This is a genomic window from Shewanella kaireitica (assembly GCF_023284045.1).
GTDB lineage: Bacteria > Pseudomonadota > Gammaproteobacteria > Enterobacterales > Shewanellaceae > Shewanella > Shewanella kaireitica.
This window is the reverse complement of sequence record NZ_JAKIKQ010000006.1, coordinates 58,679-82,806: the sequence shown is the minus strand read 5'-3', so window position 1 is coordinate 82,806 and position 24,128 is coordinate 58,679. Positions and strand designations below refer to the sequence as shown.

Genomic DNA, 24,128 nt, shown 5'->3' with positions numbered 1-24,128 from the left:
TATTGACGATAGTCAAAAACAACGACATGTTATAGGTATTAACGATTTATTCCAAATGTGTTAACTTGCAATCTGGACAGACCAGTAGTGAGTAAAAGGATTTGAAAATGAGCAATAAATTAGTCTCGATGCGAAAAGAAGATAATATTGCGTATGTGTCTCTAAATCGTCCTGAAAAGTATAATGCTTTGAATTATGAGCTTTTTAAGCAGGTGGACGCATGCATAGTTCGGCTTAGAAAGGACAAATCGCTAAGGGCGGTTATCTTATTTGGTGAGGGCGGTAGCTTTTGCTCTGGCCTCGATGTAAAGAGTGTCAGTAAATCTCCCTTCGATGCGGTAAAACTGTTGTTTAAATGGCTTCCAGGTAATGCCAATTTGGCGCAGCGGGTATCAATAGGCTGGCGACGATTACCTGTACCTGTCATCGCAGTATTGGAAGGCGTTTGTTATGGTGGCGGGATGCAAATTGCGTTAGGTGCTGATTTTAGAATTGCAGCCCCTAGTTGTAAGTTGTCGATTATGGAGGCGCGTTGGGGATTGGTGCCGGATATGGCTGGTTTTGTCGGCCTTAGAGAGCTAATGCCTAGAGATCAAGCGCTTAAGTTAACTATGACTGCTGATATTTTAACTGCTGAAGAGGCATTATCCTACAATTTGCTCACAGCCGTTGAGGTTGAACCTATGGCTGCCGCAACCATATTCGCTCAGCAATTGATGCAAACATCGCCAGATGCAAATGCGGCCATTAAGCAAAGTATTCAAAAAAGTTGGAGTGCACCCATAAGGCAATTACTGCGCAGAGAGTCTTTTTATCAGGTGAGATTATTGGCTGGTAAGAACCGAATTATTGCTGCAATAAGACAGTCTAAAGACTCTCTAAAGGAGTATAGAAATAGGCAATCAGGTTGGTGATTATGATCTATTGTTTAATTTGTGATGAATATCACAAATAACCATGAAGTTAGTGTGGAGGTGGGAGGCATATTTTACACTTTTGCATCTTACTTAAACTCGTTGGATTAAATGATTGTGCGTGAGCTTTTTGAACGTTTTCTATGGAGTAGCCGACTTTCGGTCATGTTTGGTGTGTTATCTTGCATTATTGCGGCTTTTGTTGTGTTTGCAATGGGGTTAAAAGACGTTATTCACATGCTACATCTTATTTGGGGTTATGTGTTTAGTGGTAGCCATGCAATACGTAATGATCTCGTTATGGTTGTGGTTGAGATCCTAGATACCTTTTTACTTGGCGCCGTTTTACTTATTTTTGCATTTGGTTTGTATGAGCTGTTCATTAGTAACTTAGATGAAGCGAGTAAAAGTGAAGCGGGCGGAAAAATACTGATCATCAGTAGTATCGACTCGCTTAAGAGCAAATTAGGTAAAGTGATACTGATGATGCTGATCATCAAAGTATTTTCGTTCTTTAGTGAAATCAAACCGGCTACAACGTTAGATTTACTTTATATGGGGATAACCGTGGTACTGATTGCTGGCGCATTAAAGTTAAGCAAAGACTAAAAATAATAATGCCTATCCGTTCGGGTAGGCTTTATTTATCCGCAGTGCAAAGCCTTCAATTAATTTAATGCCGTTACTCCAACCTTCTTTGTGTAGTAGATCCAGAGACATTCTGTATTGATGATATTTGTAAGGCTGGTTCTGTGGTAACAATTCTAAACGCATTTGCTGTGTAGCAAGAGATGCAGCAGTGCCGTCTCTAGATTGGATATCAAGTATGGGTATGCTTAGCTCTGCGAGATGTTTTGCTAGTGCTTGATTATGGCTTGGATAGTCACTATAGGGATTGATCACAGTGAGCATATCTGGCATTGGTAACTGATTATCTTTTAGTAATTCGGCGATAATAGCCGCGCTATCACCTGAGCTGATTAAAATCCGTTTGCCTTGAAACTCCTTCCCTAAATTGTCTAACTGAGCCATGCTGCTAATTAGGAAGCTTTGCTGTTGCTCAATATTGAGGGTGAGTTGCTCTTCACTGAACACTGGCATAGCTTGGGTGCTTTGTTGGCTGAGCTGATTATCTCCTGCATTGGCAACATCTTCAGCTTGAGTTGCGTAGTTGGGCATTGTTGGCTTTTTTGGGGGGGTAATGGCAAGTGTTGCCCAGCCTGCTCGGTTAAGTTCACGTCGTATATATGCAGTAAAGCCCGCTTCATCAGGGCTTGAGCCGAGCTGTGGAACAATAATCGCCAGTCCTAACTTTTTCTTACCTTGCCAGGGTCTTAAAAGCGCTGGGTATTGCTGGTCATCCACCTGTAGGTAGTTGACTTCGGTCTGGGGTAGATAAGAAAAATCCTGCGCTATGGTGGGTGCCGCAACAAAGGCCACTGATAGGGTTAAGACAAGCGTAAGCAATATTTTTAAAGGATTAAAAGTTTGTTGATACATACGCGAGTACAACCTTAATGTAGCCAAGCATAGTGAGGTTAATTCATCGAGTATATCGCAAAGCAATGTAGTGCTTAAGGTCTGTTAGTAAAATTGTTGCCATATAAAAATATGGCTGTTAAAAACAAAAAGCCCCACTTAAAAGCGGGGCTGAAACGGTCGTTACTTTAAGCGTGGCTGACTAACACCAAACGAATAGCATCAAGTTGCAGCTGGCTACTATCAAGGTAGCGGTTTAGCTCGCTCATCTGTTCGCTTAAATGAGTTAGCTCTTCATCACGAATATTTGGGTTAACCGCTTTGAGTGCTTTTAGTCGCTCAAGCTCACCCGTCAATTGCTGAGTCATTTTCTCTCGAGCAGTTTCTGTCAATAATTTGAGTTCACTCGCTGCAAAGGTTTCTCCTTTAGCAAATAGCGGGTGCAAAATTGCCTGTGAGGCGGTCACCAACTTACTTGCAATATGACGGTTAACTGCACTTAGCTGTCTGTCGAAACTTTCGTAAGTCACATTATCAGATAGATTGTTGCCACTCTTATCCAGCAAGATACGAATAGGTGTTGGCGGCAGGTAACGATATAGCTGACTAGATTTTGGTGCTGATGCATCAGCCATATAGATTAGCTCTAAGAACACTGTGCCAGCGGGCAATGCTTTGTTTTTCAACACTGCAACACTGGTGGTGCCAGTTTCTGAAGAGGTGATCAAGTCCAAACCAGTCTGAACGATAGGGTGCTCTTGAGTAATAAGCGCGATGTCATCACGTGAAAGTGCCATATCTCGGTCGAAGGTGACGGTTATGCCATCTTCCGGCAGGCCTGGATAGGTCGGGAACATCATGTGCTCACTTGGGTGCAGCACTATCGCATTCTCACCACTATCTTCCTGCTCAACACCTATGATGTCCCATAAACGGATCACTGAACCGATTAGTTGAGTGTCTTCATCTCTGGCTGCTAAGCTTTCAACTAACTTGTTAGCCCGCTCGCCGCCGTGAGAGTTGATCTCTAGCAGTTTATCGCGCCCTTGCTCCATCGCCACTTTCAGTTCTTGGTAACGTGACTTAGTGTTATGAAGCAGTGTCTCAAGGCTTGATTCATCGTCGGTGGTTAAGGTTTCAAGCAGCTCGCCCGAGAACTCACCAAATAGAATATGACCACTTGGACAAGTACATTCGAAGGCGTTCAACCCTTGATGATACCACTGCATTAATCGCTCTTGCGCAGTACCCGCTAAGTAAGGCAGGTGGATCTCAACATCATTTTTCTGACCAATACGGTCGAGGCGACCAATACGTTGCTCAAGTAGATCTGGGTTAAGGGGGAGATCGAATAGAACTAAATTACTGGCGAACTGGAAGTTACGACCTTCTGAACCAATTTCGCTACAGATAAGCGCCTGCGCACCGCCGGTTTCTTGGGCAAAGTAGGCACCAGCTTTATCGCGTTCAATAATCGACATGCCTTCGTGGAATACGGTGGCTTGGATCCCTTCACGTGTGCGCAGTGCTTCTTCTAGGCTCAATGCCGTTTCAGCTTGGCTGGCAATAATAAGTACTTTCTTGCTGCGGTTGGTTTTAAGGAAATCAATTAACCAATCAACGCGAGGATCAAACTTCCACCAACTGGCGCTACCACTATCAAAATCTTGGTAGATTTTCTCAGGACTCAGCACTTGTCGTACTTTTGCATTGGTGTCTAAATGCTTGTTCATCATGGCACTAACACGTGAAGCAGTAACATACTGCTCTGGCATCGACTGTGGATGAATATGCAGGTTACGAGTAGGGAAACCTTTTACCGAGGCGCGGCTGTTACGATACAGCACACGACCTGTACCGTGGCGGTCGAGTAATTCTTGTAGTAGCTCTTCACGAGCCTGATTGCGAGTGTCAGCATTGGCCTTTTCATCTTGAATAAGATTGATGCTGTCGCTGATATCTTTCTCTGATAGCAACAGCGTTAGGCTAGCGATAGCTTCACTTGAGAGGCTTTCGCCACTGGCTAAAGCATCCGCTGCGGTAGCGACATCTTTATAACTCTCTTCCTCTTTCAAGAAAGAGGGGTAGTCATAAAAGCGGTCTGGATCGAGTAAGCGTAGGCGAGCAAAGTGGCTCTGGTGGCCTAGCTGATCAGGCGTTGCGGTAAGCAGTAGTACGCCTGGAACCACTTCACTTAATGCTTCAACCACTTTATAAGCACGACTTGGCGCTTCTTCTGACCATTCTAAATGATGCGCTTCATCGACCACCATCAGATCCCAGTCGGCATCCAATGCTTGGTCTAAACGTTTTTTCTTACGCAGAAGCTCAAGCGAGCAGATAACCAATTGCTCGGTGTAGAAAGGGTTATCGTTATCAGCATAAGCTTCAACACAGCGATCTTCATCGAATACCGAGAAACGCAAGTTAAAGCGACGCAGCATTTCAACCAACCACTGGTGGCGCAAAGTGTCCGGTACAATAACTAAAATACGTTCAGCTCGGCCAGTTAGCAGCTGTTGATGAATGATTAAACCCGCTTCAATGGTTTTACCTAAGCCTACTTCATCGGCAAGTAACACTCGCGGCGCAAAACGTTGGCCGACTTCATGAGCAATCCACTGTTGATGTGGGATCAACCCAACTCTTGGCCCTTGCAGTCCAAGTAGATCTGAGGTCGCCAGCTTATTTCTCAGTAATTGACATTGGTAGCGCACACCAAAACGGTCCATGCGATCAATTTGACCCGCAAACAGGCGATCTTGTGGCTTATTAAAGCGAATATTGTGGTTCAACAGCGTCTCACGCAAGCTAGCTTGCTCACCCGTTTCACTATGAATGCCGTGGTAGATAATAAGGTTATCTTTTTCTTCAACTTCGGTAACGGTTAATGACCATTCATCGTGGCTCTCAACTTTATCGCCTGGATTGAAGATAACGCGTGTTAGCGGGGCTTCTGAACGAGAAAACAGTCTATTCTCGCCAGTCGCAGAAAAAAGTACAGTGACCATACGGCCTTCCATACCGACGACTGTACCCAAACCTAGTTCTGATTCGGTATCGCTGATCCAACGTTGACCAAGGGAAAACGGCATTTAAAAACTCTCATATACTGGGTGAATCACAAGGGGCGCGTATGTTATAACAATCCCACACATTTTGAAATTGAACCTACTAATATTAGCTTAAATCTGTTGGTGATAGATTACAAATTCACCAATTGAATGAACCTATTCTACTGCATCATCAACTTGTCATATTTCAGCGCTAATGATGACACCTTAAATTACGTAAGGGCATTGAAGCGAGACAATATTGGTGGCAGTATGAAGTTAATGACTTGTTACTTACCACTCTTAGAAGGAGCTTCATTTATCTTGTAATCAAAACTAATGCACAATTGGAGGCGCCATGGAACAAGACGACAGAAAGTTGTTTGTACTGGATACCAACGTATTACTGCATGAACCTTTGGCAATTTATTCATTTAAGGAACATGATGTAGTCGTACCAATGACAGTTCTTGAAGAACTGGATCTCATCAAAGATAGAAAGCGAGATGTTAGTCGCGATGCAAGGGTCGCAATTAGAGCCTTAGAAGACATACTCGGTGGGCAAACGACACCGGAGCAAATTGTCCAAGGTGTACCACTGCCTAGGCGAGAAGATCACAGTGATGCTAACGGCACACTCTCCATTTTTCCAGATCATCAAATCGAATTCACCATTGGCAGTATGCCCGGTGATAATAACGATAACCGCATTATCAATACTGCATTACATCTACAAGAGCTCCATCAACCCCGCACCGTCGTGTTAGTGACCAAAGATATTAATATGCGCCTCAAAGCGAAAGGGGCGGGAATACAGCGTGTTGAAGATTATCGTACCGACCAATTAATTGACGACATTCGCTTCCTAACTAAAGGTTTCCATAAGTTCGATGGTGACTTTTGGCAGCATACTGATGATGTCACTACCGAAAGTAATGGTCGCCATACGGTGCACAAAGTGCCAATCGACAAATTAGGCGACGACATTTTTTACACTAACCAATATTTGTTAGACGAGGGACGTGATTTTTGTGGTCGTATTATCGAAAAAACCGATAGCGAACTTAAGTTCTTAGATCTAGGCCGAGAAAGGCTAATGAACTTAGATGCGTGGGGTATAAGACCAAAAAATGTTTATCAAGGGATGGCACTGCAAGCGCTGTTGGATCCAGAGATTGACTTGGTGATCCTAACCGGTCCCGCCGGCTGTGGTAAAACCTTATTGGCGATGGCTGCAGCACTTGAGATGGTCGTTGAGCGTGGCAAGTATGAAAAAGTTATCGTTACTCGAAATACCCCTGAGATTGCTGAGTCGATTGGTTTCTTACCGGGTACTGAAGAGGAAAAGATGGCGCCATGGCTAGCCGCTATTACCGATACCTTGGAAGTACTGCATAAAAATGATGTTAACCCTAGCGGCAGCATGAACTACATCATGGACAAGGCCAACATCCAGTTTAAGTCGATTAACTTCATGCGCGGTCGCTCAATTCAAAACTCGGTTGTACTGCTTGATGAGTGTCAAAATTTAACCGCATCGCAGATCAAAACCATGATCACCCGCATGGGTGAGGGCACGAAGTTGATCTGTAGTGGTAACTTGGCACAAATAGACTCCAATTACCTGACGGCAGTGACTTCAGGCCTAACCTACATAGTCGAGCGCTTTAAAGATTTTGATGGTAGCGCCAATGTTTACTTAAACGGTGTGGTACGTTCTCGTTTAGCAGAGTTTGCTGAAGAGAACCTATAAGTTAAGCCATCGCTTATTAGACTTATACCAATCAGTATAAGAAGTTGATCTACTCAGAGTGTTTTTGGCAAGCTAATTCAAGGCGGATAAATGACATAATGGTTATTCCCTTATGAGTTTATTCAACACAGAAGTAGCAAGCCAAAAACACTCCTACAGGCGAGTTTTAGTGGCTCTGATGCTGCGTTAATGAACTTGAACGTAGAATAGCTTTGTACTTCATTCATTACCTTACTTCAAAGCCGCTAAACTCTCGCTGAGCGATCAAATCTTTATTCTGATTGGTATTACAAGCTTGAACTAAATGGCCTCAGAAATATTGAGGCCATTGTTCGATAATTCGTTACATTTTAAGCTACTATTGAGTATTCCAATACGTTATCTTCCTGATACTATTAGGTAGCATGCCAAGATAAGTCAATGTTCGAATCAAATGAGTATATGTCTTAGGCATTGGCGCTAACCAAGATGCATTTCGATTGAGTATTACCAAGGGTTGTAAATGAAACCGACTGATCAAGCGCCCCAGCTAAAGTCACCGATACAGAAAAATTATAGTAGAGCCGTATTTTACACTTATATTGGTGTAATCATTATGGCGCTAGTCACCGCTTGGTTCTTTTTTGAAAGACAAAAAACCCAAGTGATAGAGCAGCGTGAAGAGCTTGTTGAGCGTCACGTGCTGCAGATCGATCTATTGCTCGAGTCAAGTATTAGAGCGGTGAAGAGTTTACGTAACGTCGCCATTGATCATTTAAGGTTGGGCGAGTTAGTGCGTAAAGAGCGCTTACCTCAATATGAAAAATTTAATGAGAGTGGCCAGTTTTTTACCTTAGAACCCAGTTATGCTAAAAGCGGTGAGCCTTTCACCAATATGGGACGTATTACTGGTGCAGGTTCTCTCAACGGCCGTAGCGATAAATTTTATCAAGAGCTAGAGATGCTATTTGAATTGTCTCTATCATTTCCAGTGGCTACGCTCGCCGCACCGAATGCATCCTCAATTTATTACACCTCTAAACGGCGGATTATGTCTTATTTTCCTTGGCCGTCTAATGAGCAACGCTTCCGTGATGAACTGCTTAATAAGAAACAATTCCAGCTAGCAACGCCTGCCATGAATCCGCAGCGCAGTATTTTTTGGAGCCCAGCCTACGTTGACCCTGCTGAAAAAGGACTGTTAACAACGCTAGGCGTCCCCATCTATTTAGAAGATGAGTTTATTGGCTCTATTAACTTAGATATGACCCTTTCCTCACTCGCAAAACAGATCCGGCTCTATTTTAAAATGCCTGGCACCGTGATTTTGCTGGATCAAGACAACAACATTTTGTCCCACAGTGATATCGATACGTCTGAGTTTAATCGGGTGTACCACATTAGTCAGAAGATCCCCTCTGAGCTGCACTCGATTCCTGAATCTGAGTTATTTGACGCTCATGAAGGGATTATTCGTAATGGGTTCTATATCCATTCTGTTGCTTTGAATAATGCTCCTTGGCGTTTGTTGTACTTGCAAGATGTCGATGGTCTGTTTAAAGATTCTTGGGAAAAACTCGAATTGACATTCGTTTTAGTGGTGATGGCACTGTCTGTATTGGTGACAATCGTGCATTGGCAAACCAGACGTTCATTCGTTAATCCTGCAACTCGATTACTGACACATTTAGAAGAGTGCTCGGCTGAGCCAATTAAACCGCCAGAGAAGATTACTCAAGGTTGGGGGCCTTGGTTCCAGCTGGTTAGCCGGATTTTTGAAGAGAACAAGCAATATACTCGCCATCTTGCGGAGCAAAACAGGCGGCTGGATAAACTAGTCGCGCAGCGAACTGAGCGACTAAAAGATACCACTGAGCGACGTGAAGAGGAGTATGCACTGCTACGCTCTTTACTCGACTCAATTCCTGAGGCTATTGTATTTAAAGATAAAGACGGTCGCTATTTGGGCTGTAATAAATCTGCTGAACGAATGCTGGGCTACACCGAAAATGAGATCGTTGGTCAGTATGCTGATGCCTTGATCCCGAGCGAACAAGCGGTTCGTATTCGCGCCGAAGATGAGAGAGTGCTCGCCAATCGAGTACCGCTTCGTTACCAAGAAAAAGTCGACTTTGCCGGTAAGCCTGTATTACTTGATACCCTAAAAATCCCATTTTATAACCGCCGCGATGAACTACTTGGTTTGATTGCTGTTTGGCGTGATGTCACCCGAGAATATGAGTCGGCAGAGCAGCTACGTTTATCTGAAGAGCGTTATCATTTGGCGATGGACGCGGTAGAAGATGGCTTATGGGACTGGTATTTAGATTCTGAACAAATTATCTGTAACCCAGCCTATTACTCAATGCTGGGCTATAAAAGTAATGAGTTTCCGGCACTAGTTTCGACTATCGATGAGCTGATCCACCCCGATGATCGCATTAGGGTCGAAGAGCATCGTAATGAATACTTGAACAATCCTATTGGCACCTATGATGTCGAATTCAGGATGTTGGGAAAAAGTGGTGAATATCATTGGTTACTGTCTCGTGGTCGTGTGGTCGAGTTTACCCCGACTAATCAGCCAAAGCGTATGGTCGGTACCCACAAAGATATTACCCGCCATAAGCGTAATGAAGTCGCCATGCTTGAAGCGAAACAAGACGCTGAAATGGCCAATCTCTATAAAAGTGAGTTCTTGGCCAATATGAGTCACGAGATCCGCACTCCGATGAATGCGATTATCGGTATGTTGCAGTTAGCGCAGCGTACATCGCTAACTCCTCAGCAGAAAGATTACTTAGAAAAAGCAGGTTTTTCTGCGCATTCACTGCTGCGGATCATCAACGATATTCTCGATTTCTCTAAGATTGAAGCCGGTAAGCTTGAGCTTGAGCGGGTAGCATTCCCACTAGATAAAGTTTTGGATCACGCGCTGGACCTTAATGCGCTAAAAGCGCAAGAGAAAGGAGTCGAGTTACTGTTATATGCGCCAGTCACAGCAGGGCTAATCCTTGAGGGCGATCCACTGCGTCTTGGTCAGGTACTGATTAACATGCTCTCAAATGCGGTTAAATTTACTCAATCAGGTGAAATTGAACTTGGCTGTGAAGATGTTGGTGAGCGTGACCACCGTATAACATTAAAATTCTGGGTGCGTGACACCGGTATTGGGATCAGTAAAGAGCAGCAAGCGATACTGTTTGATGCTTTTGCTCAAGCTGATGGCTCTACCACTCGTAAATACGGTGGTACTGGTCTAGGTTTGTCTATCAGTAAGCACTTAGTGTCGATGATGGGTGGCACTATGCAGGTTGAAAGTGAGATGGGGGTAGGTAGTACCTTTAGCTTTACCATTAGCTTTGAGATTGCTGAAGAAGCAGAAGTGCAGCCGCTGGTTATCCCTTCCACACTAGGGGGATTGAAAACTCTAGTTATAGATGACAACCCGACAGCACTGCAGATTTACTCTAGCGTGATGCGCGACTTCCATTTCTCTGTTGATACCGCAGCTAGCGGTCCTGAAGGATTATACAAACTGAGCAAGAATCCAGTCGACTTGTTGCTGCTAGATTGGATGATGCCTGAAATGGACGGTATTGCGGTAATTGAAGAGATCGACGACATGGTCGCTTCAGGAAAGTTAGCCAAGCGTCCAGTGATTATCATGATGACAGCCTATGCGGCCGAGCCAATGCATAAAGATATAGCGGGCTCAAATGTATACGCACTGCTACAAAAACCGTTTAAAGCCTCGTCGTTGTTTGATGAGATTATTTCGGCATTCTCAGATGAACCTAGCTTAAATACATTGCCTGAAGCCAATGAAGAGGTGGCAGATAAGGATACGGGCTACATATTGCTGGTAGAAGATAACTTCATTAATCAGCAGGTTGCTACAGAATTGCTTAAAAGTGCTGGTTATACGGTAGATGTGGCCGAGAATGGCCAGATTGCGTTAGATATGATTGACGCTGCTAATTACGACGCGGTATTGATGGATATTCAGATGCCAGTGATGGATGGCTTAACTGCGACCAAAGAGCTGCGTAAGCGCTACTCTGCGACAGAGTTACCAGTTATCGCGATGACTGCGCATGCGATGTCGGGCGATAGAGAAAAAAGTTTATCGGCGGGAATGAATGCTCACATCACCAAACCTATAGTACTCAATGAATTGTTTGAAACCTTGAGTCATTGGATTGGAGAGTGCGGCCGCAAATCATAATGTGTAAATGTTTCACGTCTAACTGTTGATATAGGCTTGCTAAAATGCAAGCCTATTTATTAAGCTAACAAATAATTAAGACTATCGAGATTGACGATAGCAACTAATAAGGCTCAAGGAGAGACCATGAAACCCTACAAACTCGCACTGGCAATCGCCTTAGCGACAGTGCCATTGACTAGTGCGTATGCTGCTACAAATACTGCGACTATTATTAAAAAAAGCCAAGCAGCCACCGGTTTCATTAATCTGTTTTATGAGAAAGCCTCTGGTGATCTCTATCTCGAAGCGAACAAGCTAAACAAACCATTCTTACTGCTGACTAGTCTGCCACATGGCGTAGGCTCTAATGATATCGGTTTAGACCGAGGCCAGTTAGGCCGTACACGCATGGTGCAGTTTGAGCGTCATGGTCCATACCTAATTCTTAAGCAGCTTAATACCGCTTACCGTGCGAGTACGGATAATGCAGCTGAGCAACGTGCCGTTAAAGAAGCTTTTGCTGAATCGGTGTTGTGGCGTGGAAAAGTGGTTACAGGTAAGCGTAACTTAGTGGCTATCAACGAGCTGGTGGTCAATGATTTACATGGTATTAGCGAAGTACTAGAACAGACTAAACAGGGCAGTTACCAGTTAGATAAGAGCAAGTCATTAATCTTACCTGAAGGAGTAAAGTCCTTTGAGCGCAACAGCGATGTTGATGTATTGCTAACCTTTAATAGTGCCAAAGCAGGTAAATACGTCGCGCAGGTCACTCCTGATGCTAAGCATTTATCTGTGCGTCTTCGTTATTCATTTATTGCCCTACCAGAAGAGCAATATCAAGTGCGTAGTTACCACCCAATGAGTGGCTACCTCTCTGATGATTACCTCGATTATGGTACTCGTGTTGACCAAGATATCCGTCAGCGCTTTTTACTGCGTCATCGATTAGAGAAAGTAACGCCGGGTGCTGCGCCTAGCCTGGTCGTTAAACCTATTATTTATTACCTTGATCCCGGAGTACCAGAACCTATCCGTTCAGCGCTGCTTGAAGGAGCTCGTTGGTGGGAAGATGCCTTCACGGATGCAGGTTTTATCAACGGCTTTAAAGTGGAGTTATTGCCCGAGGATGCCGATCCGCAAGATGTACGCTATAACGTCATTCAGTGGGTGCACCGTGCAACACGTGGTTGGTCGTATGGCTCTGCCGTTACCGACCCTAGAACAGGTGAGATCATCAAAGGGCATGTCACGTTAGGCAGTCAACGGGTACGACAAGACCACCTTATCGCACGTGGATTAACGGCAGGCTGGCAAGACAGAGCGGCAGCAGATGATGCCGCTATGGCACTGTCTTTAGCACGTATCAGGCAGTTATCTGCGCACGAAGTTGGCCATACATTGGGCTTAGATCATAACTTTGCAGCATCAAGCAATGATAATGCTTCTGTCATGGATTACCCGCATCCTATGGTCACAGTAAATGGCGGTAAGATTGATATCAGCAAACCTTATGATGAAGGTGTTGGTACGTGGGATAAATATACAGTAGCGTATGGCTACAGTGAGTTTGCCCCAGAGCAGGAGCAAACAAAGCTGGCTGAACTTCGCAATCAGGTTGAACGCCAAGGGTTACGCTATATCGGTGAGGCTGATTCACGAAGTGCAGGCGCGAGTAATGCCTATGCTAGTCTATGGGATAATGGCACTGACCCTGTGGCAGAGCTGAAACGATTAGCTGCTGTTCGTGCAAAGGCAATAGAGGATTTTTCTGCCGCAACACTGCTAGCCGAGCAACCAAAAGGTGAGTTAAGTGATGCCTTTGTTCCTATCTATCTGTTAACGAGGTTTCAACTAACAGCTGCGGCTAAGTTTATTGGTGGCACTGATTACACTTATGGAGATGGTGTCGATGGTAAAAGCTGGCACTACTTAGCCCCAGCGCTGCAACAGCAAGCATTAGAAGCCATTTTATCGACGTTAACGCCCAGTGAATTGACTATCTCTGAACCATTGCAGCAGATGTTAGTCCCCAAGGCGGGCAACTATCAAAACACTCGAGAGAGTTTCCACTCTGGATTAGGAGTAGTGGCTGATCCGCTAGGGATGGCTGAAGTATTGAGCCGTCATGCATTGTCGCAAGTGTTCGTGCCAGAGCGAATTAACCGAGTTAATCAAGCTTACCTTAACGATAAAGAGCAGTGGTCAGTGGTTAAGATCACCGACAAAGTGCTAGCCAAAACTGTGTTCTCGGACATTCCGACTGGCCCAGAACTTGGTGTATGGATGCGGGTTAATGCGGTTACTATCGATGTGTTACTGCAGGCCTACCATGACGCAAAAACCAGACCTGAGGTTAAAGCGCAGCTGGCTGAGCGATTAACTTATACCGTTAAGCAATTGAAGCGCAAAGTGAAGCGGGTTAGTGCATATGAAGCTGCGCACTTTGCATGGTTGCAGCACGGTATTGAAAAGGGGTTACTCAATCCAAAAATTAAGCTGATTGTTAAACCGGTACCTATGCCACCAGGTTCACCTATCTAAGCTCATTGATTTTTTTTAGTTAGCACATAAAGCGTTTGGTAATAACCAAGCGCTTTTTTGTTGCTGACGAAGCGAAACTATTTTATGGCCTGCATGTCTATATTAGCGTATTAACTCTATTTGTACTGAAATATAGGAAGCCCTTTGCTTAAACCAATAACACATCTTTTTTTAGTCATCTCGTTGTTGTGGCAGTTTATGCTCATACCCGCGATGGCGTTACCAGATCTGTTGCATACGGTTAGCGAAAATCCAATCAGTATATCTGAGTCATATTCTGGCAGTGTGGCAGTCGATGAGACGGTTTCTAATAGCGATCTGTTAGCTGAGTTAGGGCTTGATTTCACACTCCTTTGCGACAATATTTGTGAAGTTCTAGCCTCTGGCCATTGTTCGACTCATGGAGGTTGTACAACAGGGTTGCACTATTTACCTTTACTAGCTCTACCAACCAGCCTCGAGAGCGAAAAAATTTTTGAGCCGCAGTGGTCTATAAAAACGGTTCCCCCTCAAATAGTTAATCCTCCTCCAATAGCATAATCACCTAACATAATTTTTAAGCTTTGTATGTTATATGTATCAAATTGCAAAATTTGTCCCTTTTTTGTTCTCTAAAACAGGTAAATCAATTAGACTGTTTGTTAACGAAATAGGCAAATAAGATTGGAGTTGTATATGAAAATGTTAACCAGCGTAGCCTTATCAGTAGTTGTTACTTTAGTTTCTGCCTCTGCAATGGCAGAAAGACCTGATTTCTCTAAAACTTCAGCAGCACGTGCTGATTACGATTTTTCTAAAAATGTTGCAGCTAAGCAGGTCAATGATATTGAGCGTGGCACAACTCGCCATGATTTCTCTAAAACATCAGCTGCCACAAAGGGCTATGAGTTCTCGAAAAACCCTACTGCGAAAGTGAAGCAGCATGTTAAGCCATCAACTCAACATGATTTTTCAAAAACAGATGCAGTTAACCAAGCCTGCATCTAGTTGAACCATTAAACAGATAGAATAGAGTTTTGATGTATTTAGGGCTACTCAATGAGTAGCCCTTTTTATGCTGATATAGCGAGATATATAACGTCATTTCTAAGTGCTGGTGAATTAACTAGAGTGGTTTTGTGTATTCACTTTTTGTCTTGTTGTCGACCTAAACGGTATGAATCTGCTACACCAAAAAGCCAGGATAATACAAAGGCTGCAGTTGCGATATTAATCCACAGCGCCTCATTACCTGCAGGCGCTTGAGTAACAGCACTGTAAATAGCATCAAGTTGTAGCGGAATTTCACCATTGATTATCTTCTCAGAGATAAGCTGTGCTTTTTGATAAGCATGCCAACATAGATAACTTATTGCAGCGACTGCAGTAACCAAAATGATATTGCCAGTCGCGCGTTGCTTCAGGTAAAAATGGCCCGCTCCAGGACATACAAATGCTGATAGCAACGCAGCTTTTACTGAGATTTTCATCGTTTTTCCCGTGTGCTTATAGTGGCTAGCGACTTATTTATAGTGCTTACTCAAGATCAATGCGGCGAATAGCTTGCTTTAAAAAACTGACCTTGTGTTCTAATTGTTGCCGACGTTCATCTTGTTGCTTGTGTGCTTCAAGCTGACTTTGTGCGCCCGTTAGTTCTTGTACTAACCAACCTCTGATCATCACGTAGTATCGAGAATCTGTGCCGTATTGGTAGATCAATTCGAGTGAGTCTGTTTGTGAAGTGGTAATGGCTTTGTCGATAGCCTTAACCATTACACCAATTTCATATTCTGATTGCTGCTGGAGGGCGTCATTATGCGCCGATACAGGGCTTGCGAATGAACTTGCTACTAGGATAGCCCCAAGGGTGAATATGTTAGCTAAATGACATAATGCAAAGCGCTTCATAGGTGGCATCGGTCAATGTGAATTAGTTTAAGGTTAACAGTCTGGCTTGGGGATTACTCATAAAATATTGTTCATCTTTTATGGCTAGTGGCTAAAAGTACTCAGGCTCAGCACATTACTGAGCTGAGCCTGAACTGCCGGGAAGCATTTTTTAAACTAGCTAATTTGATCTATTGGGTTATTTAATGCGTGGTAACCCCCTTATCATGCTTGCTTATGTGGATAAGGAATGCGGAACATTATGGTATAGGTAACTGGTAACACAATAAGCGTGAGCACTGACGCAAAACCTAAACCAAAGATGATCGTAATTGCCATTGAGCCAAAGAAGGCATCAGACAGTAACGGGATCATCCCCAGCATCGTCGTAATTGCCGCCATTAATACGGGTCTGACACGACTGACAGACGAGTCCACTACCGCTTGGTAGGCATCTTTACCTTCGCTGAGCTCAAGGTTTATTTGGTCTACCAATACAATGCCATTTTTAATGATCATCCCCGTTAGACTTAACATGCCGAGCATGGCCATAAAGCTAAAGGGCGCATCAAATAGTAGTAGTCCTGCAACGACACCAATAATAGCCAGCGGCACGGTAAACCAGATAACTAACGGTTGCCTTACTGAGTTAAACAGCAATACGGTGATTAAAAACATCGCCAAGTAACCGAGAGGAATAGAACTAAACACCGACTCCTGTGCTTCAAGTGACGTTTCATACTCGCCGCCCCATTCCAGCTCATAGCCACGTGGTAATGGGATAGCTTCAATATCAGCTTTTACCTTTCTAAATACCGAATCGGCAGTCTCGCCTGTGCCATTAATTGGGTCGGCCAGCACGGCAATAACACGCTTACGATCACGGCGCATAATCAGCGGGTTTTCCCATTCTGTTTCGAAGTTAGACACTACTTGAGTCACTGGCACAAAGGTATTGTTGTCTGAACTCCATACTTGTAACTTCCAAATGCTTTCCGCATCCAGTCTTTCATTGGCTGGTGCACGAGCAATAATTGGCAGCAGGTGGCTGTTTTCTCGATAAGTGCCAATCTGTTTTCCACTGAAATTAATCAGTAATGAGTTATCTAAATCTGTTTTACTTATGCCAGTTTCTCTTGCCTGTGCGAGTGCAAGCTGCGGGCGAATAAGGTTAACTTGATTACGCCAGTTGTGGCGCACAGCAGTTGCAGTCGGTTCGTTATTCAGTATCGTGGCGGCTTGCGCGGCTAGTTGGCGCAGTACCTCTGGATCTTCACCATAAAAACGCGCTTCAATCTTTGCTGCTGGGCTTGGGCCATTCTCCATATATTTAAAGCGGTACTCGGCCTCTGGATAATTCTGGCTTAGCTCTGTTTCAAGTTTACGCATATATTGATTCAGCGTAGTTAAATCGCTCATCTCAATCAGTAACTGGCCATAGGCGCTATAACCCTTTTCTGGCACATAAGAGAGTACAAATCGCTGCGCACCTTGGCCAACAACTGTGGTTAAGTTGGTCAGGCCAATATCATGTTCCGCCTGCTGCTGCTTAATGTCTGCTTCAATGCGAGAAAGCAGTTTTTCAGTGGCTTTAATATCAGAGCCTTCAGGCATCCATACATCAACGAAGAACATCGGGGTATTTGAGGCTGGAAAGAAGACATTCTTCACCTGACCAAAGCCAAATACTGCCGAAACCAATGCTGCGATAACCAAGAGTAAAGTGACAGAACGAAAACGCATGGCAATATTTAGCGTTTGACGATACAGGGCAAATAGCCAGCCTTTATAAGGGTCTTCATCGACATCATCATTTGCGACACCATCTTTAAACATAATGTTGCAGAAGAATGGTGTGAGCGTCATGGCGGTTATCCAACTGATAAACAGTGAGATCAACAACACTTGAAATAGCGACACACAGAATTCACCGGTAGAGTTGTCTGACAAGCCAATCGGAGCAAAAGCAATAATGGCGATAATAGTAGCGCCAAGCAGCGGCCACTGAGTTTGCGAGATAACATTTTTAGCTGTTTCTAAGCGAGTTTTACCACGCTTAATGCCGATCAAAATGCCTTCTGTCACCACAATGGCATTATCAACTAACATACCCAGTGCAATAATCAGCGCGCCGAGGGAGATGATCTGCAGCTCAATATTGAGCACGTTCATGACGATGAAAGTGCCGAGAATGGTTAGCAGTAACACTAGGCCCATTAGCAAACCAGAGCGGACACCCATAAAGATCAATAGCACACCAATCACGATCGCAATCGATTCTGCTAAGTTAACCAAAAATCCGCTGACAGTGTCGTCAACCATCTTACTTTGGTCATACACGGTATCTAAAGACATACCGAGTGGCAGTTCGCTATTTAACTCGCTCATACGAGCATTAACCGCCGCGCCCACATCCACTACGTTGACACCACTGGCAAAAGCGATACCAATAGACAAAGCTTTGTTGCCATCGGCGTGGTATATGTTGTCTGGTGTCTCCTCAACGTCTTTATAGATATTGGCAATGTCACCGAGATAGATAAGCTTAGCGCTACCAGGGGGGCTTATTAGCAGACGTTCCATTTGGCTAACATTATCGAACTCACCAGTAGGGTGAATACGAATGCGGTTGTCCCCAACACGAACGCTGCCAGCATTAGACACCACATTTTGGCTCTGGATTAGACCATAGATATAGTCTTGATCTAATCCGAGGGCATTAAGTTTTTGTCGAGAGATCTCAACCACGACTTGATCCATCACTTTACCGGCAATGGTGACCTTTTTAATGCCATCGACCAGTACCAGTTCACGCCTTAAAAAGTCAGCATAGTTTTGCAATTCACGATCGCTATAACCGTCGCCACTGACATTGAGCAAAATACCGTAGACATCACCAAAATCATCAATCACCTTCGGCGTTAATGCGCCCGGTGGCAGTTCATTGATTTTGTCATTCACCTTGCGGCGGACTTCATCCCACACCTGTGGTAACTGGTCACCAGCATAGTTGTCAGCCATCTCTATCTCAATCTGAGACAAGCCAGCACTGTTAACTGAGGTGATATGTTTAACCCCTTCAAGTTGCTGCAAAGCATCTTCTAGTGGAAGCGTCACTTCCTCTTCAACTTGTTCAGGTGATGCACCGGGATAGGCGGTAACAACCAATGCTTGTTTAATGGTAAATTCAGGAAACTCAAGTTGTCCTAAGTTAAAAAATGACACTGAACCGCCTACCAATAACAGTAGGGCAAACATCCAGCTGATCACCTTATGGGTGATAGAATACTCTGCAAAATTCATCGATAAAATCTCTTAGTTAAAACGCCTGCTCGGCTGGCAGCACTCAAGCTCAATGAGTTGTTAATGCGCTAGCAACAACAATCGAATGGGAGTGAGTAACGGGGATAAAAATGGGGTTGCTAACTACACCCCTCGCTGCCAGCGAAGCGGCTTAACATTGAGATCTTCAACAAGATATTGCACACCAGCGACTACAACTTTATCGCCTACGCTAACACCTTGCGTCACTTCAATGCCGTTGGTGGTCACCTTACCTAGCGTAACAACCTGTGAATGAACCTTGCCGCTATCGGCGTTGAAGGTCCAAATAATGTTCTGCCCATCAGTGTCGCGTTTGGTAATAGCACTGGCGGGTAATACTGAGGTAATGCCACTCACTTTACTGTTGGAGACATCCATAGTGAGTTCGGCGCTCATACCCGGCAAGATGTTGATATCAGTTGGCTGCGGTAGGGTAAATACCACTTCGTAGCTTTGAGTTCCTGGGGTCACTTGAGTGGCATGCTCTTTGAGTTTTACCGGAAAAGATAGCTCTGGTTTAGTGGTAAAACGAACCGTAGGTTGGGTGACCGCATTGGGATTAAAGCGGGCAATATTACTGGCGAGTGACTCAGGCACTTGGATCACCACATCTATATTGCGATCTTTTTGCAGCACCAAAATAGACTGGTTTGCTTGTACCATCTGATAGTTATCAATTGATATCTTGGCAATCGTACCGTCAAACGGCGCTTTCAGCTCTGTGTAACTAAGCTGATCTTGCGCGCTAGCAAGATTTGCCTGTGACGATTTTAGCTGTGCTTGAGCTGTGTCATATTCTGCTTGTGAGATAAGCTCGCGGCGCAATAATTCACCTTTACGCTTAAAGTCGGCAGCTGCTAGCTCATAATCAGCTTCGCGGTTAAGTAAGGTGTTGCGGGCATCACGGCTATCTAGCCTTGCCAGTACAGTGCCTTTTTTAACATGTTGTCCCTCAAAAAATGAAAACTCAACTAAATGGCCCGATAATCTAAATGCAAGATCGGCTTGCTTAGTGGCTGCTACTTTGGCTGGGAAGACTCGAATAGAACCCGCGTTTACATCGGTGATCTCAAGTAGCTTAACAGGCCGTACAGTTGGTGCTGGGGTTTCAATAGACTCTGCGCTGCAACCCGCTAACACTGAGGTAAGAACAATAAAGGAGAGAGTAGTGGGCAAGTGCTTCATAAATTGAATTCCGTATAAATGTGACAATATGTATTAACTAGGGCGTCACAATAACAGTCAACTTAGTTGAGTTAAATGGAATTATGTGGAATCATGAGTTCCATAAAGTGGAACAGTTAAAGCTTGCTTTAGCCTGTTTAGTGTGAGCAAAGTGTCATGTATTAGTCATCGAACCGTTAAAATTTTAGAGTTGAATAATGAAAACTGAAGATATAGCCCTGTTCCATCGAATTGTAGAAACCGGTAGCTTAGTCGAGGCGGCAGACATACTTAATCTGCCTAAATCGACTTTGAGTCGACGCTTACAATCATTAGAAGATGAGCTGAATGTAAAGCTGTTTCATCGACAGAGTCGAACCATGACCTTAACAGCTTCTGGCAGTCACTTTTACGATAAAACCACCGGTATGTTAGCGACGTTAGAGCAAACGTTGTCAGAGTTAACAGGTCAAGACTCAGAGGTGGCGGGGCACCTACGGATCCTTATTTATCCTATTCCTGCATTGGTGCATATTACTCATGCTATTTTCGATTTTATGGATGAGCACCCCGAATTAACGGTCGAGATAATCGTTAGCTCAGAGCCACAAGATATGATCCGCAACAATATCGATTTGGCATTTATGCTAGAAGACGCTTTTAATGAAAATGAGATGGTTGCACGGCATATTTTGACTGAAAAAGTGCACTTTTTTGCAAGCCCTGAATATATCGTTCAATCGGGGAACCCTTCAACGCCAGAAGCATTGGCACAACATAATTTTATTCTATTTCGCTATCCTAATGGTCGAATTTTCAATGAGGTTCCTTTCGGTAACGACCGTATGTTTTCAGTAAAAGGCAACCTTTGTGTTAATAGCCTAGATACTTGTTTAGAAGCAACATTGTTAGGACGAGGGATTGCGATGATGCCTCTCACGTTCGCTCAAGAACATGTTGATGCTGGTAAACTGGAGATGCTATTTAAAGAGATTGAACCCCATGAAGGGCACTGTTACCTAGTTTATCCATCAAGGCGCTTTATTAGCCTTGCTAGTCAACGCTTTATCGATTTTATGATGGAGGCGATGGAAGAGTGTATTCAAAATGGCGGTTGTGACCGTAGCGTCAGTATTCGAGGTGCGATTAAATCAATGAAGTAGCCTGATAAGCGGCAAGCGTATCTACAGCCTTGCCGTTAAGTTATTCCGCTATCACTGCAACTATTTTATATGAGCCTAGTTATTACGTGCTCCTTGCTCAATCCAGTCTCTAACTACGTATAGCTCATTTAAGGTCAATGAGTTATCAGTATCACCGTTAAGCGCATCATCATGATGTTTTGGCATCTGTATCGCCGGGTCAACTTGTTGGCTAATGGCTAAGTACAGTGTACTTGATGCCGAGCTACCAGGGACAATGACTGGACCATCTAGCGTGCCTTGCATTAAATTAGCATAGCTATCGAGTCGCAATCCTGTTTGTACAGTTGCTTCGCCCGCAGTGGAGTGACAATCTACGCAAGAGTGATTAAAAATCGGTAAAACCTGACTTTGAAAGCTGATGTTAGAGCTAACGCCAATAGAGAAAGCGAAGAAAACCACTGCCGCAAAAAGAGCAATTTTGAAGGTGTTCATACAGACCTCCTTACATAACACTTTTACAGTGTTGAGCCTGAGTTAATTGCTATATTAAGTATAGTGGTTGCCCTGGCGGTGTAGCCCAATTGGAGGGCTTTTGTCAGCTTATTTGATAATAAATTGATATAGAATAAATGACACTCAAATAGCTAAGGCATTGAGTGTTAATGACAGTGTTAATCGGCAGTAATGATCAAGCCTAACGGTGCCAGTAACTGCTCTTGTTGCCACTGATTAATCATCACCCCATCAAGGGACACGTTGCGCGGATCTAAGCCTTCAAGTTCGACTCGAGTGAGGTTACAGCCGCTAAGCTCGAAGCTACCCCATTGCTCAGAGGAAAACTCGCCACCACTTAAATCGGCACCTTTCATCGAAGCGCCTATTAGATTGGCACCGCGCCAGCGGTTATCAAACAGTTCACATTCCTCTAATAGTGCGCTGTTCAAGTCGGCATAGGCTAAGTTACAGGCGGTGATGTAAGCAGAGCAAAAATAGCTTTTGGCGGTGATGTAATTGGCAAAGCTCGCGCGGCTAAAATCACTGCCCTGCAGGTTGCACTCACGCATTTCAATGCCATAGCAGCGAGCACCTTTAAACAGCGCCATACTCAAATTACAATGCTTAAAACTGGCACTGGTGAGTGTGGCGTAGCTAAAGTCGCAGCCATCCTCTTCACCTTGCACCACAAACTTACAGTGGCTAAAGCGGGCGTCGGTTAAATCGGCATGATTAAAGCGGCAGTGGTGAAATTCACAATGCTCAAACTGTGCATCTTGCAGATCTTGATCGCTAAAATCTTCATGGCTAAAAATCTGCTTTGAAGCTTGCATTATTGTCCTCGATTATTCGCCTGCATTAGTGCTAGGCATTGGCTCTGAGATACGGCGCGCTAGAATATAACAAGCTACGCCCATAATGGCATTGGTGATAGGTAGCGCTAATAATAGACCTTTCACACCACCTAAATAGGAGCCTAAGGCAGCCAAGGGCAGCATGATTAAAAATAGGCGGCAGACGTTTAGAATGAGTGAACTCATGGGTCTGTGGTAAGCGTTTAGTGAGGTCGCCACTAAAATCACCATCCCTAACGGACCATAGGCTGCAGGCAATACCAAGATGTAAAAGCTTAACCACTCAATGACTTGTGGGTCGCTACTAAATAGCCTTGCTAACGGCTCGGCGGCAAATATGAGTGGTAGGTACAGCAGGGTTTGAAATATCAATACAAATTTGAGTGATAACAGCAGTGCGTCACGGGCGCGAGTGGTTTGCCCCGCACCAAGGTTTTGTGCCACAAAAGGCACTAAGCTAGATGACAGCGCCATCACCGCAATCAGCATGACTGATTCTAAACGTGTGCCGGCACCAAAGGCGGCCACTGCACTGTGGTCGATACGTGCCAGCATCGCCATAATCATTGCATTTGCTACGGGGTTGAGCAGATTCATTAGTGCTGCGGGTTGAGCGATATGCGCCAACTGCTTCCAGTTGCATCTTAGTCTGGCAATATTGAACTCAGCAAACTCGACCAGGTGACGTTTAAAAATTAATAGATGAGTCGACAGCGACAGTGCCACTATCCAAGAGAGCACCGTGGCAATGGCTGCTCCTTGGATCTCAAGTCGCGGAAACGGTCCGATACCAAAGATAAGTAGCGGATCTAAAATTAGGTTGATCAATGCTGCCAACATCATAATTTTTGCGGGGGAGCGAGTATCGCCTGTGGCGCGAAGTCCTTGGTTACCTACCATTAACAGCACCAATAATGGTGCGCCTAAATACCAAGTAAACATGTAATCATGGATCAACGGTAAGCTACTTTGGTTTGCACCTAACAAACTAAATAGTGGATCAATAAACAAGCTGCCAAATAGCGATATTAACGCGGTGATCAAAAAGGTGAGCAGCAAGGCGTCATGCAAAAACACTTTGGCTTTATCGGCATGTCCGCCACCGATTAAGCGGCCTAAATTGGTCGATACCCCAGCACCAATACCGATAGCGATGCTTGAAATAATCAGTGTTACAGGAAAGGTAAAGCTGATTGCAGCCAGCGCTTCAGTGCCTAACTGGCTGATAAAAAAAGTGTCAACGAGGCTGAACCCAAGAATGGTTAAGATACCAATCAGGTTTGGGAGGCTCATATTTAGCAGTACACGACCAATTGGCTGTGTAAGCAGCCCGTGTCTGTCTCTCATG

17 protein-coding genes are annotated in these 24,128 nt (G+C 44.3%); 8 read left to right on the top strand and 9 right to left on the bottom strand.

Annotated elements, in window-relative coordinates; genetic code table 11:
• Positions 1–107 precede the first annotated feature (107 nt).
• Together L2730_RS10150 and L2730_RS10145 are read left to right on the top strand one after the other, a co-directional pair.
• A complete protein-coding gene (locus L2730_RS10150; protein ID WP_248974496.1) occupies positions 108–914 on the top strand; it encodes a crotonase/enoyl-CoA hydratase family protein in 807 nt (268 codons plus the stop codon).
• A 111-nt stretch (positions 915–1,025) separates the two neighbouring features.
• Positions 1,026–1,523, top strand: a complete 498-nt coding sequence (locus L2730_RS10145; protein WP_248974495.1) for a YqhA family protein — start codon at positions 1,026–1,028, stop codon at positions 1,521–1,523.
• A 12-nt stretch (positions 1,524–1,535) separates the two neighbouring features.
• Here the strand turns inward: L2730_RS10145 and L2730_RS10140 are convergent, their stop codons facing one another.
• Both L2730_RS10140 and rapA read right to left on the bottom strand, forming a co-directional pair.
• On the bottom strand, positions 1,536–2,414 hold the full coding sequence (locus L2730_RS10140; protein ID WP_248974494.1) for a DUF3530 family protein: 879 nt from the start codon (positions 2,412–2,414) through the stop codon (positions 1,536–1,538).
• Between the two features lie 167 nt (positions 2,415–2,581).
• Positions 2,582–5,488: an RNA polymerase-associated protein RapA gene (gene rapA, locus L2730_RS10135; protein ID WP_248974493.1), complete on the bottom strand. Its 2,907-nt coding sequence runs from the start codon at positions 5,486–5,488 to the stop codon at positions 2,582–2,584.
• A gap of 316 nt (positions 5,489–5,804) precedes the next feature.
• Here rapA and L2730_RS10130 point away from each other — a divergent pair, with 316 nt between their 5' ends.
• From L2730_RS10130 to L2730_RS10110, 5 genes are all read left to right on the top strand, one after another.
• Positions 5,805–7,199, top strand: a complete 1,395-nt coding sequence (locus L2730_RS10130; protein WP_248974492.1) for a PhoH family protein — start codon at positions 5,805–5,807, stop codon at positions 7,197–7,199.
• 502 nt (positions 7,200–7,701) lie between these two features.
• Positions 7,702–11,406 (top strand): response regulator, encoded by a 3,705-nt coding sequence (locus L2730_RS10125; RefSeq protein WP_248974491.1) that lies wholly within the window; start codon positions 7,702–7,704, stop codon positions 11,404–11,406.
• 126 nt (positions 11,407–11,532) lie between these two features.
• The gene (locus L2730_RS10120; RefSeq protein ID WP_248974490.1) at positions 11,533–13,932 is read left to right on the top strand and encodes a zinc-dependent metalloprotease; all 2,400 of its coding nucleotides are present in this window, start codon (positions 11,533–11,535) and stop codon (positions 13,930–13,932) included.
• Between the two features lie 144 nt (positions 13,933–14,076).
• Positions 14,077–14,472, top strand: a complete 396-nt coding sequence (locus L2730_RS10115; RefSeq protein ID WP_248974489.1) for a hypothetical protein — start codon at positions 14,077–14,079, stop codon at positions 14,470–14,472.
• 135 nt (positions 14,473–14,607) lie between these two features.
• Complete coding sequence (locus tag L2730_RS10110; RefSeq protein ID WP_248974488.1) at positions 14,608–14,919, top strand: hypothetical protein; 312 nt, start codon at positions 14,608–14,610, stop codon at positions 14,917–14,919.
• Between the two features lie 137 nt (positions 14,920–15,056).
• Here the strand turns inward: L2730_RS10110 and L2730_RS10105 are convergent, their stop codons facing one another.
• The 4 genes from L2730_RS10105 to L2730_RS10090 form a co-directional block, all read right to left on the bottom strand.
• Positions 15,057–15,401 carry a DUF6677 family protein gene (locus L2730_RS10105; RefSeq protein ID WP_248974487.1) on the bottom strand — a complete coding sequence of 115 codons (345 nt, stop codon included), beginning with the start codon at positions 15,399–15,401 and terminating at the stop codon, positions 15,057–15,059.
• Between the two features lie 46 nt (positions 15,402–15,447).
• Entirely contained in the window at positions 15,448–15,819 is a 372-nt protein-coding gene (locus L2730_RS10100; RefSeq protein WP_248974486.1) for a hypothetical protein, read from the bottom strand.
• A gap of 204 nt (positions 15,820–16,023) precedes the next feature.
• Positions 16,024–19,101, bottom strand: coding sequence for an efflux RND transporter permease subunit (locus tag L2730_RS10095; protein WP_248974485.1), 3,078 nt, complete (start codon positions 19,099–19,101; stop codon positions 16,024–16,026).
• 123 nt (positions 19,102–19,224) lie between these two features.
• Complete coding sequence (locus tag L2730_RS10090) at positions 19,225–20,307, bottom strand: efflux RND transporter periplasmic adaptor subunit (RefSeq protein WP_248974484.1); 1,083 nt, start codon at positions 20,305–20,307, stop codon at positions 19,225–19,227.
• A 197-nt stretch (positions 20,308–20,504) separates the two neighbouring features.
• On the opposite strand from L2730_RS10090, the gene L2730_RS10085 reads away from it, so the two are divergent.
• Positions 20,505–21,449 (top strand): LysR family transcriptional regulator, encoded by a 945-nt coding sequence (locus L2730_RS10085; RefSeq protein ID WP_248974483.1) that lies wholly within the window; start codon positions 20,505–20,507, stop codon positions 21,447–21,449.
• 75 nt (positions 21,450–21,524) lie between these two features.
• On the opposite strand, the gene L2730_RS10080 is transcribed toward L2730_RS10085, so the two are convergent.
• The 3 genes from L2730_RS10080 to L2730_RS10070 form a co-directional block, all read right to left on the bottom strand.
• Complete coding sequence (locus tag L2730_RS10080) at positions 21,525–21,923, bottom strand: c-type cytochrome domain-containing protein (protein WP_248974482.1); 399 nt, start codon at positions 21,921–21,923, stop codon at positions 21,525–21,527.
• 179 nt (positions 21,924–22,102) lie between these two features.
• Complete coding sequence (locus L2730_RS10075; RefSeq protein ID WP_248974481.1) at positions 22,103–22,759, bottom strand: Qnr family pentapeptide repeat protein; 657 nt, start codon at positions 22,757–22,759, stop codon at positions 22,103–22,105.
• A 12-nt stretch (positions 22,760–22,771) separates the two neighbouring features.
• Positions 22,772–24,127 carry an MATE family efflux transporter gene (locus L2730_RS10070; RefSeq protein ID WP_248974480.1) on the bottom strand — a complete coding sequence of 452 codons (1,356 nt, stop codon included), beginning with the start codon at positions 24,125–24,127 and terminating at the stop codon, positions 22,772–22,774.
• Position 24,128: the final 1 nt, after the last annotated feature.